Source organism: Sphingomonas sp. ID0503, from assembly GCF_048565625.1.
Classification (GTDB): domain Bacteria; phylum Pseudomonadota; class Alphaproteobacteria; order Sphingomonadales; family Sphingomonadaceae; genus JBLZUR01.
In genome coordinates this window covers 3,296,244-3,312,206 of record NZ_JBLZUR010000002.1, presented here as the reverse complement: position 1 = coordinate 3,312,206, position 15,963 = coordinate 3,296,244, and the positions used below count along the sequence as shown (strand labels likewise).

Here is a 15,963-nt window from a genome sequence, read left to right as displayed (position 1 = left end):
TACCTTGCTTCGAATCTGTGGAGTTGGCGGGCGCGCCGCCAAAGCTGCGCGCCCATAGCAGTTTTTTTCGCTTATGCCAGCTTCGCCTTGACCTCGTCCGCGACGTTCTGCGGCACTTCGTCATAGTGGCTGAACTGCATCGAATAGCTCGCGCGACCCTGGGTGAACGAGCGGAGCGCGTTGACGTAGCCGAACATGTTGGCGAGCGGGACCATCGCCTCGACGGTCTGCGCGTTGCCACGGCTGTCGGTGCCCTGGATCTGGCCGCGACGGCTGTTCATGTCGCCGATGACGTCGCCCAGATAATCCTCCGGGGTGACGACCTCGACCTTCATGACCGGCTCGAGCAGCGTGATGCCCGCCTTCTGCGCACCCTCGCGCATCGCGGCGCGGGCGGTGATTTCGAAGGCCAGCGCCGACGAGTCGACGTCGTGATAGGCACCGTCATACAGCAGGATTTCGAAGTCGATGATCGGGAAGCCGACCAGCGAACCCGTCGCCGCCGTCTCGCGGAAGCCCTTCTCGATCGCGGGGATATACTCCTTCGGAATGTTACCGCCCTTGATCTCGTCCTTGAAGATGATGCCGGCGCCGCGCTCGCCCGGGGTCAGCTTCACCTTCACGCGACCGAACTGGCCGGTGCCGCCCGACTGCTTCTTGTGGGTGTAGTCGATGTCGACGGCCTTCTTGAGGTACTCGCGATAAGCAACCTGCGGCGCGCCGACATTGGCCTCAACCTTGAACTCGCGCTTCATGCGGTCGACCAGGATCTCGAGGTGGAGCTCGCCCATCCCCTTGATGATGGTCTGACCCGATTCGGCGTCCGAGGTGACGCGGAACGAGGGGTCCTCGCGCGCCAGGCGATTGAGCGCGACGCCCATCTTCTCCTGGTCGGCCTTGGTCTTCGGCTCCACCGAAAGCTCGATGACGGGCTCGGGGAACTCCATCCGCTCCAGGATGATCGGCGCGTTCTGCGCGCAGAGCGTGTCGCCGGTGGTGGTGTCCTTGAGACCCGCGAGCGCGACGATGTCGCCGGCATAGGCCTCCTGGATGTCCTCACGGCTGTTCGCATGCATCAGCAGCATGCGGCCGACCTTCTCCTTCTTCTCCTTGACGGAGTTCATCACCTGCGACGCGGTTTCCAGCTTGCCCGAGTAGATGCGGGCGAAGGTGAGCGTGCCGACGAACGGGTCGTTCATGATCTTGAACGCGAGCGCCGCGAAGGGAGCCTCATCGGATGACGGACGCGAATCCTCGATCTCGGTGTCGGGCTTCACGCCCTTGATCGCCGGCACGTCGAGCGGGCTCGGCAGATAGTCAACGACCGCGTCGAGCAGCGGCTGCACGCCCTTGTTCTTGAAGGCCGAGCCGCAGACGATCGGCACGAAGCTCATGGCCAGCGTGCCCTTGCGGATCAGACGCTTCAGCGTCGCCACGTCGGGCTCGTTGCCCTCCAGATACTGCTCCATGACGTCGTCGTCCTGCTCGACGACCATCTCGATCAGCTCGCTGCGGTACTTGGCGGCCTTTTCGGCCATGTCGTCCGGGATCGCCTGATATTCGAACTTCGCGCCCAGGCTCTCTTCGAGCCAGATGATTGCGCGGTTCTCGACGAGATCGACCAGGCCCTTGAACCCGCCCTCGATGCCGATCGGCAGGTACAGCACCGCCGGACGCGCACCGAGACGCTCGATGATCGAGTTCACGCAATAGTAGAAGTCGGCACCGGTGCGATCGAGCTTGTTGACGAAGCACATGCGCGGCACGCCGTACTTGTCGGCCTGACGCCACACCGTCTCCGACTGCGGCTCGACGCCGGCCACGCCGTCGAAGCATGCGACCGCGCCGTCCAGCACGCGCAGCGAACGCTCGACCTCGATGGTGAAGTCGACGTGGCCCGGCGTGTCGATGATGTTGATGCGGTGCTCTTCGCCCTTGCCCTCTTCGGCCCGCCAGAAGCAGGTCGTCGCGGCGGACGTGATCGTGATCCCGCGCTCCTGCTCCTGCTCCATCCAGTCCATCGTCGCGGTGCCCTCATGCACCTCGCCGATCTTGTAGGACTTGCCGGTGTAATAGAGGATGCGCTCGGTCGTCGTCGTCTTGCCGGCGTCGATATGCGCCATGATGCCGATATTGCGATAACGATTGAGCGGATGGCTGCGGGCCATGACGACTTCCTTAGCAATGTGGGGAGCAGGCGGGCGCCGGCTCCCCAGATATAGGTACGAAGAGTTCGACCGCCAGCTTTACCAGCGGTAGTGGGAGAAGGCGCGGTTCGCTTCCGCCATGCGGTGCGTGTCCTCGCGCTTCTTCACCGCGTTGCCGCGGTTGTTGGCGGCATCCATCAGCTCGCCCGACAGGCGGCCGGCCATGGTGTGCTCCGAACGGGCGCGCGCGGCCGAGATCAGCCAGCGGATCGCCAGCGCCTGCGAACGCTCAGGACGCACCTCGACGGGGACCTGGTAGGTCGCACCGCCGACACGGCGGCTGCGGACCTCGATGCCCGGCTTGATGTTGTTCAGCGCGTCGTGGAACACCTGCAGCGGATCGCGCTTGGCGCGGGTCTCGACGGTTTCGAGCGCACCGTAGACGATGCCTTCCGCGACCGACTTCTTACCGTCGAGCATGACGGAGTTCATGAACTTGGAGAGCACCTCATCCCCGAACTTCGGATCGGGGAGGATTTCGCGCTTCTCGGGACGACGACGACGAGCCATCTCAAAATTCCTTCTGGATCTTCAGCGAACCCGGAACCTGTCCGGCGCTTACTCTGGCTATGATTACTTGGGACGCTTCGCGCCGTACTTGGAACGGGACTGCTTGCGGTTCTTCACGCCCTGCGTGTCGAGCACGCCGCGAAGGACGTGGTAACGCACACCCGGCAAGTCGCGCACGCGGCCGCCACGGATCAGCACCACCGAGTGCTCCTGCAGGTTGTGGCCCTCGCCCGGGATGTAGCTGATCACTTCGCGGCTGTTCGTCAGGCGGACCTTGGCCACCTTGCGCAGCGCCGAGTTCGGCTTCTTCGGGGTCGTGGTGTAGACGCGGGTGCAAACGCCGCGCTTCTGCGGGTTCTTCTCCATCGCAGGGACCTTCGACTTGGCCTTCTGCAACTCGCGACCCTTGCGGATCAGCTGATTAATCGTCGGCATGAAACTCTTCACCTATCCAGTTACTTTGCGATCGTCCGGAAAACGAAAAGGCCCCGGCAGCATGTGCTGTCAGGCCCCAAACGAATGCACGCCGCAATGTTCAAGCGCTTGCCAGCCGGGAATCACCGGATGGCGAACGGAGCGGGCCTATACGCGGCAGGCCCCGAAGGGTCAACCACGGGCCCTATCGGAACAGGCGCCACCACCACGGCCGCTTCACCGAGCGGTTGTCGATCAGGTAGAACTTGCCGTCATCACCAAGGTCGAGGATCGGCTCGGCGGGCCGGCCGTCGACGCTTTTCAGCCGCGCCACGATCGGACCGATCTCCGCCGCCTGCCGCCGCCCACCGAAACGCAGCACGTCGAGGATCACCAGATCGGCCGTGTCGAAGCTGCTGATCACCGCATCCATCTGGACGGTATCCAATGGCGAACCCGCGTCGACGAGAAGCAACGCTCGGCCGCGCAACACGCCCGGCTTCAGCGCCTCCAGCCTGCCATGGCTGACGTGGAGCCTTGAGCCGAGCCGTCGGGCGATCTCCTGCTGGACCTCCACCCGCTTGCGTGATCGCTCGACCGATCGCACCCGACGCCCGCCGGACGCGAGCGCGTTCGACAGGATGCCGGCGGCGCTCCGGTGATGGACGATGGTCATGTCGCGCGGCACCATCCGCTCCACGAGATTGGCGATCTCGATCTCGGCGGGCAAAATGATCCGCTCACGCGCGACGAGCATCTCGTAATGGCCGGCCAGCGCCGCCGCTTCCGCTCCCGTCCCCGCGATCCGCTCGCGCAGGACGGTGAGCCCCGTCGCATCCGCGCGGTCGATTGCCGCGCGCGGGAAGGTGAGGCTCGTTTCGACATATCCGTCGACCGCCTGCGGCTCCGGCGGTCGCATCAGCTCGGCATAGACCTCGCTCGCTTGCAGATAGGCGACATGGCCGCCGACCGCCGCCGCCGCATCCTCGAAGCACTCGATCAGCCGCGCGACCTCGTCCCGCTCGTGCGGGAACATGCCGGCGGGTCTTCCCGACTCCTCGGTGAAGTAGAAGGGAAAGACCGAATGGGCGTGCGTCTTCACGTACAAGGTCGATCCGCGCTGATAGCCATTCAGCAGCAGGCGCGAGGCCCAGGCGTCGATGTTCCGGAAGTTCGCGGCGACCCCTTCCGAGAAGAAGTCGAGCGAGCAGTCTCCATGCGACACACGCGAGGACCAGATGAAGAAGCGATCGGCTGGATCGATCGTGCCGGGCGCACGGGGGTCGGCCCGATCGCGCGCATAGCACTTCACCGCGTCGAAGGGGCGGACGAGCGCGGGACGATCGAATGACGGATCGCAATGCGGGCGACCTGCCGGGAACGTGAAGTCGCCGAGGCCACCTGCCGCCTTCAAGCGCGAGATCTCGTCGGTGATCGAGCAGACCTCCGGATCGGAGGCGTTCAGCGCCCAGACGCCGTGGACGAAGAACCATTGCGGCAAGGCCCGCCCGGTATCGTTCCGAACACGCCTCAGACATTCCGCCAGTCCCAGGTCGAAGCGCAGGCGGTTGACCGCCACGTCGTTCTCCCGGTGGTGCCGGCGCAACGACTTACGTTGGGCATAGTGCGTGTTGTACGTCAGCGCTTCGTGATGGAAATGGACCTGCAGGTCGAAATCCTGTCGCGGGTCCATCGCCGCGAAGGCGGCGGCCGCTGCAGCATCCTGTTCCGCCGTGCGCCTGATGATACCGATGCCATCGCCCTCGACGTGGAGCATCGACGCCATGTCGCCGCGCCCTTGAAAGGCGAGCTTCGGCAGATAGTGCAGCGTCAGGCGCCGTGCGTAGTACCGCTCGCTTACCCGCTCCGAATAGCGGACCACGCGATCCAGGCTGGCCGCAAATGCATCCGCTCCCGTGAGCCCGGGGTCGTCGCGCCAGGGCTCGAAATGGTCGGTGTGGAAGTAGACGATCCGGTCGACGCCACGGCGCCTCAGAATCTCGCCATGATCCGGCACGATGGGCGAGCCGCCGGTCCGCACCGCCCCGATCCGGGCGCGCCCCGCCATACGATGCAGGTTCGCGCTCTTGCCGACCTCCAAGAATGGCTCGGTAGGCATCCCCGCCCCGGTGAACTGCGCGAGGACGGCGGCCCGCTCGGCTTCGTTGCGGGCGGGTTCGCAGAAGCGGTCGATGTCGACGATAGCCTGCGGATACCGGGCGATCGCCGCGACAAGGCTCGCGCGCTTGGCGGGCGTCGTGGTGTAGATAAGGTTGGTTATGACGAGTGTCGCGCCCGCCGGGTCGAGCTCCGCATCCGGGAAGCTCGACCGCACCAGCCGGCATCGCGCCACAAGATCCGGCCAGCGATCGGCAATGCCATCGAGCAGTGCGGCGGCTGCTTCAATCCTGCGGCGATCGTGCTCCATGCACAGAACATCCAACCCCGCCGCCGCTAGAAGCCAGGACAGGGTGCCGAGACCGCCGCCCACCTCGTGCACAACGGCCGGGACGTCCGGCAAGGCCAGAATCGCCTCGGCCAGTTCGACCTCATAGGAGGCGAACAGGCTGCCGTCCCGAATACGGGCAGCGTAGAAATTGTAGAACCCGGATTCCTCTTCGCCGAGCGCATCCAGGCGCGCTTGCGCGAGCGGCAGAACATCCGCGTTCAGGCGAGCGGCCAGCTCCTTCATCGTCGGTGCGACGGGAACGGGGCTGGAAGCCGGGCTAGGCTCGGGTGCTGGCATGCCGCTGAGCCATTAGCGGACGGCCGCGGAAAAACATCCCCTTAAGCGCCGCATGCATTCGTCCCGGTGAAGTGGGCGCGGCGCGAGTCTGCGGAAATGTTGCATTGCAGAACCAATTTCCCGATACTGCGTTCACCAGCGCCCGCGCCCCCACCTAACGATCAGGCCGCCCGCTTTGATGTCCATGACGGATCCAGACTTACCTGGTGAACCAGGGCCGGAACGCTTCGAGGCCCTGCCCGCAGTGCTGGCGGAAGGTCGCCTCACGCCCGAGGCGCTTGGAGACGCCGTGGTCGCCGATATTGTCCGGCTCGTTCCCGATGCTTGGGGCGTCGGGCTGCACATCTCCGGGCCGGATCTCCAATGCCGGGTTGATCACCGCTACCGCAAGGCCGTGCCCTTCGAAATTGCGGCCACCGCCCCAGTCTATCTGGAAGGCGACACCGTTGGCGTGGTCACGCTGCACGGACCGGAGTCGCTGGCGAATGATCCTTACGTCGCCATTACGGTTGATCTCGCCGCAGCGCACGTCGCGACTGCGATCAGTGAAGTTCGGCGCGATAGGCTTCAACGTGAAGCGGCGGAGGCGGCCCGCCTCTTTGCCACAACTTTCGAGGTCGCGCCGGTGGGCATTGCTCATGTCGATGCAACAGGCCGGTTCCTCCGCGTCAACGAGCGGTTCGCCCAGATCATGGGGCATTCTCGCGAAGATCTGCTGGCCGACGGGTTCCAACGCGTCACACATCCGGATGACCTCGCCGACGACATAGTGCATCTGGAGCGCCTGCTCTCCGAAGGAGGGGGCAACTTCTCCATGGAGAAGCGATATGTTCGGTCGGACGGTGAAACCGTCTGGACCAATCTCACCGCGTCGCTTCTTCACGGAACCAACGGTTCGTCGGACATAATCGTCGCGGCGATCGAAGACCTTTCGGTCATGAAGCGTGCCTATTCGGAAGCAACCCGCGACCCGTTGACAGGCTTGCTGAACCGGCGCGGACTGATGAACGATGCCGATGCGGAGATCGCCCGCGCCGCCCGGCAGAACGGCCCCGTCGCGGTGATTTACGTCGATCTCGACGACTTCAAGGACGTCAACGACGTGTTCGGGCACGCCGAAGGCGATGCCTGCCTGACCGAGGTTGCACGGGCCCTGACGGAGGCGACCCGGCCCACCGACCTCATCGCGCGGATCGGCGGGGACGAGTTCGTGCTGGTGCTCCCCGGCGTGGACGCGCTGCAGGCTCAGCGGGCCGTGGAACGGATGAAGGCGGCGGTCTCTCGCCTGGGGCACGCAGACAGCTGGCGGATCCGCGCGAGCTTCGGGATCGTATCGCGCGTTCCGCTCGGCGCGACCAGCGCGTCCGAGTTGATCATGGAAGCGGACAGCGCGATGTTCGCGGCGAAGCGCGCGCACAAGGCGGAAGGCACGGCCTAGCCAGCGCGCCGGATCGCGGCGTCGAGCGCTTCCTGCGTGAACGGCTTGCGGAGCACGGGGCGGCTTATGCGGTCCCCATCGAGATCGGCGAAGCCGGTCATCAGAAGGACCGTCAGATCGGGACGCCGCGCGGCGATCCGCGATGCGACCTCCGCTCCGGTCATGCCGGGCATCAGATGATCGGTCAGGACCAAGTCGATCTCGGTATCGCCCTCGACCGCAATCATCGCCGCCTCGCCCGAGCCGGCGGTGACGACGCGATGGCCGAGCGCCTCGATGACCGCGGCGGTGCTATCCAGCACCATCGGATCATCATCGACCAGCAGGATCGATCGCGTCCCGGCCGGCGCAAGCAGGTGAGCCTCCGCCGCGCCTTCCGGCACGCTGGCCAGATGATCGGGCGCGACCGGCAGCCAGAGGGTGGCGGTCGTCCCCTCCCTCTTCACGCTGTTCAGCTGCAACCGTCCGCCCGATTGCGCGGCGAGACCGTGCACCATCGGAAGACCCAGGCCGGTTCCCTTGCCGACCCCCTTCGTGGTGAAGAACGGCTCCTCCGCCCGTGCAAGGGTGGCGGCATCCATGCCCTCGCCAGTGTCGGCGACCTTCAGGCGAAGATAGTTTCCGGCGACAAGGCCGTCCGTGTCACCGCGCACGCTTTCCTCGTCGGCCGAGATCGTCAGCCTGCCGCCGCCGGGCATCGCATCGCGGGCGTTGACGGCGAGGTTCAGGATCGCAAGTTCCAATTGGTGAGCGTCGACCTTTGCCATCGGCAGGGCGGCCGGAAAGCTGGTCTCGATCGCGATCTGCGGGCCGATGGAGCTGCGCAGGAGGTCGGTCATTCCCGCGACCAATCGGGCCAGATCGACCGCCGCAGGCCGGAGGTCCTGCCGCCGCGCAAAGGCGAGGAGGCGCTGCGTCAGCATCGCCCCGCGCTGCGCCCCGTTCATGGCATTGTCGAGAAGACGCTGCACGGCCGGCTCCTCCGGCAGGCGGCGGCGGAGGAGGTCGAGACTGCCGATCACCACCGCCAGCAGGTTGTTGAAGTCATGCGCGACACCGCCGGTGAGATGGCCGATCGCCTCCATCTTCTGCGCCTGCCGCAGGGCGTCTTCAGCGAGATGCCGTTCCGTCACGTCGGAGAAACCCCCTAGGATGTGCAGGAACTTACCCTCGCCATCATGTTCGACACGAGCGGAGGCGACCACGATCCGCTCTTCACCGCCCCGGGTGACCAGCCGGTATTCGCGATCCGCCACCGAACCGCTGGATAGCAGTTCACGAAGATCGTCCTCGAAACGCGCCGCACTTTCGGGTGCGAGGAAGTCGGCGATGGTTCGCCCGAGCACCTCTGCGGGCGCGTAGCCCGTCAGATCGCTCCACGCGTTGCTGACCTGCTCAAGCCGGCCCTGCGCGTCGAGCGAATGGAGGGGGAGCGGCGATCGACTGTAGAGCGAGCGGAACCGCTCCTCGCTGTGCCGCAAGGCGACCGCCTCACGCTCGGCAAGATGCGCGAAACGGCGGTCGAACATCGCCGCGACCAGCGCCAGGAAGAAGATGAGGAAGGCGGTTGCCGCAACCGCGGAGGCAAGCGTTCCCTGATCCAGTCCGTACCGGCCCATCGGCGCGCCTGGATCCATCGTGAAGATCGCGGCGCGCATTCCCGCATAGTGCATGCCGGCGATCGCGAACCCCATCACCGCCGCCGCGCCCGCTCGCTCGAACACGCGGTTGTTGCGGGTCGTCAGCCACAGGGCGGCGGTGGCAGCGGCGATGGCGATGGCTACGGAAATCGCCACCCAGCCCCGATCATAGGACAGGGCGGCGTTCATCCGCATCGCCGCCATGCCCATATAGTGCATCGACAGGACGCCAAGGCCCATGAACAGCCCGGCCGGCAGGAGCGCCCAGAAGCCGCTCGTCGCGGTCATCATCCAGAAGCCGAAGCCGGTCGCCACGATCGCGATCGCCAGCGAGGCGAGGGTCAGGCCAATGTCGTAGCCGAAGGTCATTCCCGGCATTTTGAACGCCAGCATCGCGACGAAGTGCATCGCCCAGATGCCCCCGCCCATCGCCACCGCCGCCGTCCCCAGCCACAGGCGGCGTGCCGATCCGCGCGTGACGATCACCCGCCCGCCCAGGTCGAGCGCCGTATAGGACGCCGCGACCGCAACGAGGATCGACAGCGCCACCAAGGCCATATCGTGAGAGCCCGTGACGATCACGGGAGAAGCCTAACCCACGTCAGGGCCAAGGCACAACGCGTGTTAGACAACGCGCTGGGGGATGGTGCCCGAGGGCGGATTCGAACCACCGACACTGCGATTTTCAGTCGCATGCTCTACCAACTGAGCTACTCGGGCACGCGCGTTGGAGCGGGGCCTATAGAGGCGGCAGTCAGTCCCTGTCCAGCCCGTCGCGCAACTCTGTTTGTTCAAGCGGATCGATGGGCGGGCCGGGGATGCGGTAGCCTTCGCCCAGCCATTGCAGAAGATCACGATCCCGGCAGCCAGGGCTGCAGAAAGGGGCGAATTCCCGCACTGGCGGCGCGGCGCAGATCGGGCAGAGCTTGAGGCTAGAGGCGGACGGCATGGCCGGCGGATATGGCGAGCGCGGGATCGGGCCGCAAGGCGACCGCTCCACCGTTGGCGCGGGCAAGCGCATCGGTGAGATGCGGTCGCGCCGCCAGCCAGTCCATCACGGCCGGTGCCGCGTGGAGGGCACATGATCCGGCCCTCAGCCGTGAGGCGCGACGGAGCAGGGCAAGCGCGGCTGTCTCGATCGGCGTCGCGCGAATCAGTTCGGGAAGCGACGGACGGAAGCGGGGGCGGACGATCTGGATGAAGCCGAAGCCGTTGACCGCAGTGCGCTCGAAAGGCTGCGGCAGAATGGCGTCGATCACACCTGCCGCCGCCTGGCGATCGGCCTTGGACTGAAGCGTAGGCAAGTCGATGCCGATCGACCCGGCGATGCCGAGCCGCCGAATTGCCCTGGTCGAGGCCTCCGCCCCGGCGAGCGCCAGCGCGACGTTGCGGATCGAGCCATCGACATCGATGACGGTCATCGCGGGGGTGAGCGCGATGCGCAGCAATCCGGCGGAAAAGGCGACCAGACCGCTGCGCGCCTCCTCTATCAACTCGGACCAGCCCGCCGCCTCCAGTTCATCCGGCTGGTGGGGCAAGAGCTCTCGGACGGGGTGGCCAGTCAGGCGCTGGCGAAGTGTCGGAGCGGGGGTTGTATACGCATCGGTGGCGCGGCCCTGCGCCGGCTTGGGATCGCCCGCATCGGGTATGGCTTCGCGCAGGATCTCGACGCGGATCGCCGCGCCTTCTGACACACCGGGCGGCCGCTGGCGAAGGATGACCGGCTCGCCCGTGTCGAGGGTGGCGGCGGCGCGGCCAGTATCCACCATCGCGCGGCCGAGACGCGCGGGCAGGATCGCGCCGAGCCTTGCGCCCGCGCCGTCGCGTTCGATCAGCGCTTCGACGATCGCGCCCTTGTCGACAAGGGCGGCACGGCGTTCGCCGATGCCCTCCTCGTAGAGCCATTCAGCCAAGCCGGTAGCCCGAGGCGATCAGCAGTGCCCGCGTCTCATAGAGGGGAAGGCCGACGACGCCCGAATGGCTGCCGGAGATGAAGCGCACGAAGGCCTCTGCACGCCCCTGGATGGCGTAGCCGCCCGCCTTGCCGAGCCCCTCGCCGCAATCGACATAGGCGTCGATCTCGGCCGCGGTCAGCCGCTTGAAGGCGACGACCGTGTCGGCGATGCGGGTGCGGACTGTTCCGTCCGTACCGATCACGCAGACGGCGGAGAGGGCGTGATGCCGGCGACCAGAGAGCAGATCGAGCAGGCGGCGCTGGACCTCGACGGTCTCTGCAGGCGGCAGGATGCGGCGGCCGACCGCGATGGTGGTATCGCCGCTGACGACGATCTCGCCGTCCGCGCGCGCCACCGCACCCGCCTTCTCCCGCGCGAGCCTCAGTGCATAGGCGCGCGGAAGCTCGCCTTTCAGCGGGTTCTCGTCGATGTCGGGCGAGGCTTGCCGATCCGGCGTCGCGCCGATCCGGACGAGCAGATCGCGTCGACGCGGCGATGTCGACGCAAGGACGAGCCGCACGGCCCGCCTTATTTGAAGCGGTAGGTGATGCGACCCTTGGTCAGGTCGTAAGGGGTGAGTTCGACCAGCACCTCATCGCCGACCAGCACCCGGATGCGGTTCTTGCGCATCTTGCCGGCGGTGTGGCCGAGGATTTCGTGATCGTTCTCAAGCTTCACGCGAAACATCGCGTTGGGGAGCAGTTCGACGACCTGCCCACGCATTTCGAGGAGTTCTTCTTTCGCCAAGTTCCGTCTCTTGAAGGGAAAATCGCGCCGGCCTTAGACGGGCGGGCGCGAAAAGGGAAGATGGGGCGCCTTGCCATCGCGTTCAATCGCCGCCGCGCCGCCAGTCATAGGCGCGGATTACGGTGGCGACCTGGAGGTCGTACCATTCGTACCATCCGGCGCGGCCCTGACCGCGGATCGCGCTGTGCGCGGGGTCATCGCGCCAGGCCTGCGCGGCGGCATCGTCCGCCCAGTAGCTGACGGTGATGCCGAAGCCGCTCTCATCCCGCACGCTGTGGATGCCGAGGTAACCGGGCTGGCGCTCTGCGGCGGCGACCATCGCGGCGGCCGCAGCGGCGTAACCCTCCGCGTCGGCGGTCGTCCGCTGGTTGGCGAAGATGACGGCGACCGCGTTCTTCTGCATGAGTTTTCGTTAGCCGGCGATCATGCGGGAAATGAGGCAGTAGGGTTCACGCGGAGGCGCGGAGAGAAAAGTGTTCCTGAGCCGCTTTGCGGCTCCACTCGATCATCTCCGCGTCTCCGCGCCTCCGCGTGAACAAACCCTACCCCGCCACCTGCCCCGCGAGCGCCGCCAGAAGCAGCAGCGCCACGATGTTGGTGATCTTGATCATCGGGTTCACCGCCGGGCCGGCGGTGTCCTTGTAGGGATCGCCCACAGTGTCGCCGGTCACCGCCGCCTTGTGCGCGTCGGAGCCCTTGCCGCCGTAATTGCCGTCCTCGATATACTTCTTGGCATTGTCCCAGGCGCCGCCGCCGCTGGTCATCGAGATCGCGACGAACAGGCCGGAGACGATGACGCCGAGGAGCAGCGCCCCCAACGCCGCGAAGCCAGACGCCTGCCCCGCCACCAAGGTGATGATGAAGTACACGGCGATCGGCGCCAGCACCGGCAGCAGCGACGGCAGGATCATCTCCCGGATCGCGGCGCGGGTGACGAGATCGACAGTGCGGGCGTAATTGGGGCGGCTGGTCCCTTCCATGATGCCGGGATTGTCGCGGAACTGCGCCCGGACATCCTCGACCACCGATCCCGCCGCGCGGCCGACCGCCGTCATGCCGAACGCGCCGAAGCTGTAGGGCAGGAGCGCGCCGAGCAGCAGGCCGACGATGACGTAGGGGTTGGAGAGGGAGAAATCGACGGTGACGCCGGGGAAGAACTCCCTCAGATCGGCCGTATACGCACCGAACAGGACGAGCGCCGCGAGCGCCGCCGATCCGATCGCATAGCCCTTGGTCACCGCCTTCGTCGTGTTGCCGACCGCGTCGAGCGCATCGGTCCGCTCCCGCACCTCCGGCGGCAGGTCCGCCATCTCGGCGACGCCACCGGCATTGTCGGTGACGGGGCCGTAAGCGTCGAGCGCCACCACCATGCCGGCCAGCGCCAGCATGGCCGTCGCCCCGAAGGCGACGCCGATCACGCCCGCCAACTGATAGGTGGCGATCACCGCGACGACGATGGCAAGCGTCGGCAGAGCGGTCGATTCGAGGCTGATCGCCAAACCCTGGATGACGTTGGTGCCGTGGCCGGTGACTGACGACTTCGCGATCGACTTCACCGGGCGGAAGTTGGTGCCCGTATAGTATTCGGTGATCCACACGAGCACGCCGGTCAGGGCGAGGCCGATGGTCATGCACCAGAACAGGTCCATGCCGGTGAAGCCATCGGTCACGGCCGTGGCCGCGACCGAGCCCGCCACATCCGGCCCCGCCGCCTCACGCGCGCCGCCGAGCACGGCGTTGAGGTCACCCAGGGCATAGACGCTGGCCGCATAGATCGCCGGCACCGCCAGGATCGCCGCGGTCCAGAACCCCTTGTAGAGCGCGCCCATGATCGTGCCCCGGGCAGACAGCCGGACGAGATAGGTGCCGATGATCGAAGTGACGATGCACACCCCGCCAACCAGCAGCGGCAGGCTCATCAGCCGCAGGATCTCGTCGGGCGTGCCGCGCACGAACAGCGCGATCGATGCCATGGTGATGCCGAGGGTGACGACATAGGTCTCGAACAAATCGGCGGCCATGCCCGCGCAATCGCCGACATTGTCGCCGACATTGTCGGCGATCGTCGCCGGATTGCGCGGGTCATCCTCCGGGATGCCCGCCTCGACCTTGCCGACGAGGTCCGCGCCGACATCGGCCGCCTTGGTGAAGATGCCGCCGCCCAGTCGGGCGAAGATCGAGATCAGCGAGGCACCGAAGGAGAGCGCCACCAGCGCGTTGATGATGGTGCGGTCGGCGCGGTCGCCGGGAACATGCCCTGCCGGGCCGATCAGATACCAGAAGAACACCGAGATCGCGAGGAGGCCGAGGCCCGCCACCAGCATCCCCGTGATCGCGCCCGAGCGGAAGGCGGTGGTGAGGCCACCCTGCAGCGACGTTCGCGCCGCCTCCGCCGTGCGGACATTCGCCTTCACCGAGATGTTCATGCCGATGAAGCCGGTTACGCCCGAGAGGATCGCGCCGATCAGGAAACCGACGGCCGAAGTCGCGCCGAGGAACAGGTAGACCAGCACCACCACGACGACACCGACGATGGCGATGGTGCGATATTGCCGCCCGAGATAGGCGCGCGCGCCCTCCTGAATGGCGGTGGCGATCGCCTGCATCCGATCGTTCCCCGCCGGTGCGCGCAGCACCTGAAGCGAGGTGATCACCCCATAGGCAACGGCAATCAGGCCGCACATGACGGCCAGTAGAACCAACTGCATCCTCTCAACCTTCCCCTGTTTTTATCTACGGGGTCGGTCATCGCCACCTTCTGCAGCGACGCCGCTCCGGTTCAGGGGAGGCTAGAGTGGCGGATTCACGTTGGCAAGCGCGCGTTTCAGGCGTTCAGGCGGCGAGTCGCCCGGCTAGGCCGAGGATGGGCAACGCGGTCGCGGCACCGGCCAGCAGCCCGAGGCACATCACCAGCAATCGCGGGCCCTTAGGCGCCATGTTCGTACCCCAGAGCGGCAGGCAGGGGCACCGCGCCCCGGCCGTCGGCGACGCTCAACCCCGTGCCGGGGGAGAAGCGGCCGATCCGCGCGAAGCTGACCCCGAATGGTTGAAGAAGGGTGAAGATCACGTCGCGCTTCGCCTCCGGCGCGGCGAAGATCAGGGCGTAGTCGTCGCCCGCCGTCGCGGCCGCGAGGCGATCGGGTGAGGCGATCGGCGCGGCGTCGAGGTTGATGGTGACGGCCAAGCCGCTGGCATCGGCCATCCGCCGCCCGTCGATCAGCAGGCCGTCCGACACGTCCGCCATAGCGGCAATATGGCCGCCCAGCACCTGACCGATGTCCAGCAGCGGCATGGGACGGCGGTAAGTGGCGACGAGCGCCGCCGGCTCGGTCTCGCCGGCGAGAAGGAGCGCTAGGCCACGGCCGGCGTCTCCGATCGCACCCGCCACCCAGAGATCGTCGCCCGCCTTTGCCGCGCGTCGATCGGGAGCGAAGGCGGTTCGACCGACGGCGGTCAGCCCAAGTACGCGGGGGCCGGAACTCGACACAGTATCACCGCCGAGCAGCGGGACGTTAAAGTAACGGAGCGCCTCCCCCAACCCGGTGACGAAGCGCGCATTCCAGTCCGGGTCGTCGCCGAGCGTGTAGCCGAGCAGGCAACCGACCGGCGTCGCGGCCTTGGCGGCCAAGTCGGAGAGGTTCACCGCCAGCAGCTTCCACGCCACGTCCTCGGGCGGGTCTTCGGACAGATAGTGGACGTTCTCGACCAGCATGTCGTGAGTGAGGACGAGAAAACCGTTCTCATCGGGGAGGACGGCGGCGTCATCCATCAAGCCGCGTGCGGCGGGATCGGTCGCGATCCGCCGAAGTGCGGCGATGAAGTCCGCCTCCCCGCTCAGCTTGGCCTCACGTCCTTGGCGATTGCGTCGAGGATTCCGTTGACGAAGCCTTTTTCGCGCCTCGCATAGAACGCATCCGCGACATCGACATATTCGGAGATGACGCTGCCCACCGGCACGTCGATGCGGGCGAGAAGTTCATAGGCGCCGGCACGCAGGATCTGGCGCATCGGCTTGTCGAGGCGGTCCAGGCTCCAGCCGTTGGCGAGCTTGCCGGCGACCAGTTCGTCGATCTCGGCACGACGGGCATCGACGCCCTTCACCACATCGTCGAAGAACGCGGCTTCCGCGCCGACATAGGTCACGTCCTCGATCGTCGCGCCGAAGCGGTGATTGTGGAATTCGTCGAGCAGGCGGGCGAGCGCGGTGCCCTCCATCTCCTGCTGATAAAGGGCCTGAACGGCGGCAAGGCGCGCGGCGGATCGCGCGCGGGAACGGCTACGGGTATTGCTGGGCATCGGCGGGCAC

General features: G+C 66.5%; 14 protein-coding genes and 1 tRNA gene. 1 reads left to right on the top strand and 14 read right to left on the bottom strand.

Going from position 1 to position 15,963, the window contains the following annotated elements; translation table 11 throughout:
* Nucleotides 1–71: 71 nt before the first annotated feature.
* The 4 genes from fusA to ACM608_RS17265 all read right to left on the bottom strand — a co-directional run bounded on the left by fusA (nucleotide 72) and on the right by ACM608_RS17265 (nucleotide 5,877).
* On the bottom strand, nucleotides 72–2,168 hold the full coding sequence (gene fusA, locus ACM608_RS17280) for an elongation factor G (protein ID WP_419684917.1): 2,097 nt from the start codon (nucleotides 2,166–2,168) through the stop codon (nucleotides 72–74).
* A 78-nt stretch (nucleotides 2,169–2,246) separates the two neighbouring features.
* Entirely contained in the window at nucleotides 2,247–2,717 is a 471-nt protein-coding gene (rpsG, locus tag ACM608_RS17275) for a 30S ribosomal protein S7 (RefSeq protein ID WP_419684916.1), read from the bottom strand.
* Nucleotides 2,718–2,780: 63 nt separating this feature from the next.
* Nucleotides 2,781–3,152: a 30S ribosomal protein S12 gene (rpsL, locus tag ACM608_RS17270; protein WP_419684914.1), complete on the bottom strand. Its 372-nt coding sequence runs from the start codon at nucleotides 3,150–3,152 to the stop codon at nucleotides 2,781–2,783.
* A 184-nt stretch (nucleotides 3,153–3,336) separates the two neighbouring features.
* Entirely contained in the window at nucleotides 3,337–5,877 is a 2,541-nt protein-coding gene (locus ACM608_RS17265) for a hypothetical protein (RefSeq protein WP_419684912.1), read from the bottom strand.
* A 178-nt stretch (nucleotides 5,878–6,055) separates the two neighbouring features.
* On the opposite strand from ACM608_RS17265, the gene ACM608_RS17260 reads away from it, so the two are divergent.
* Nucleotides 6,056–7,315 (top strand): diguanylate cyclase domain-containing protein, encoded by a 1,260-nt coding sequence (locus tag ACM608_RS17260; protein WP_419684910.1) that lies wholly within the window; start codon nucleotides 6,056–6,058, stop codon nucleotides 7,313–7,315.
* On the opposite strand, the gene ACM608_RS17255 is transcribed toward ACM608_RS17260, so the two are convergent.
* From ACM608_RS17255 to nusB, 10 genes are all read right to left on the bottom strand, one after another.
* Entirely contained in the window at nucleotides 7,312–9,504 is a 2,193-nt protein-coding gene (locus tag ACM608_RS17255; protein ID WP_419684909.1) for an MHYT domain-containing protein, read from the bottom strand. The two genes, ACM608_RS17260 and ACM608_RS17255, sit on opposite strands and share 4 nt — an antisense overlap.
* A gap of 95 nt (nucleotides 9,505–9,599) precedes the next feature.
* Nucleotides 9,600–9,675, bottom strand: a tRNA-Phe gene (locus ACM608_RS17250).
* A gap of 34 nt (nucleotides 9,676–9,709) precedes the next feature.
* Nucleotides 9,710–9,904: a DNA gyrase inhibitor YacG gene (locus ACM608_RS17245; RefSeq protein ID WP_419684908.1), complete on the bottom strand. Its 195-nt coding sequence runs from the start codon at nucleotides 9,902–9,904 to the stop codon at nucleotides 9,710–9,712.
* Complete coding sequence (locus tag ACM608_RS17240) at nucleotides 9,888–10,868, bottom strand: ribonuclease (RefSeq protein ID WP_419684906.1); 981 nt, start codon at nucleotides 10,866–10,868, stop codon at nucleotides 9,888–9,890. The genes ACM608_RS17245 and ACM608_RS17240 overlap by 17 nt, the downstream gene beginning before the upstream one ends.
* A complete protein-coding gene (locus tag ACM608_RS17235) occupies nucleotides 10,861–11,430 on the bottom strand; it encodes a Maf family protein (protein ID WP_419684904.1) in 570 nt (189 codons plus the stop codon). Before ACM608_RS17235 ends, ACM608_RS17240 begins: the two co-directional genes overlap by 8 nt.
* Nucleotides 11,431–11,438: 8 nt before the next feature.
* On the bottom strand, nucleotides 11,439–11,657 hold the full coding sequence (gene infA / locus ACM608_RS17230) for a translation initiation factor IF-1 (RefSeq protein WP_010162480.1): 219 nt from the start codon (nucleotides 11,655–11,657) through the stop codon (nucleotides 11,439–11,441).
* Nucleotides 11,658–11,739: 82 nt separating this feature from the next.
* The gene (locus tag ACM608_RS17225) at nucleotides 11,740–12,060 is read right to left on the bottom strand and encodes an antibiotic biosynthesis monooxygenase (RefSeq protein WP_419684899.1); all 321 of its coding nucleotides are present in this window, start codon (nucleotides 12,058–12,060) and stop codon (nucleotides 11,740–11,742) included.
* A 139-nt stretch (nucleotides 12,061–12,199) separates the two neighbouring features.
* Nucleotides 12,200–14,365: a sodium-translocating pyrophosphatase gene (locus ACM608_RS17220; RefSeq protein ID WP_419684897.1), complete on the bottom strand. Its 2,166-nt coding sequence runs from the start codon at nucleotides 14,363–14,365 to the stop codon at nucleotides 12,200–12,202.
* A gap of 218 nt (nucleotides 14,366–14,583) precedes the next feature.
* Nucleotides 14,584–15,426 carry a thiamine-phosphate kinase gene (gene thiL, locus ACM608_RS17215; RefSeq protein WP_419684894.1) on the bottom strand — a complete coding sequence of 281 codons (843 nt, stop codon included), beginning with the start codon at nucleotides 15,424–15,426 and terminating at the stop codon, nucleotides 14,584–14,586.
* A 65-nt stretch (nucleotides 15,427–15,491) separates the two neighbouring features.
* Nucleotides 15,492–15,953: a transcription antitermination factor NusB gene (gene nusB, locus ACM608_RS17210; RefSeq protein ID WP_419684892.1), complete on the bottom strand. Its 462-nt coding sequence runs from the start codon at nucleotides 15,951–15,953 to the stop codon at nucleotides 15,492–15,494.
* Between the last annotated feature and the right edge of the window lie 10 nt (nucleotides 15,954–15,963).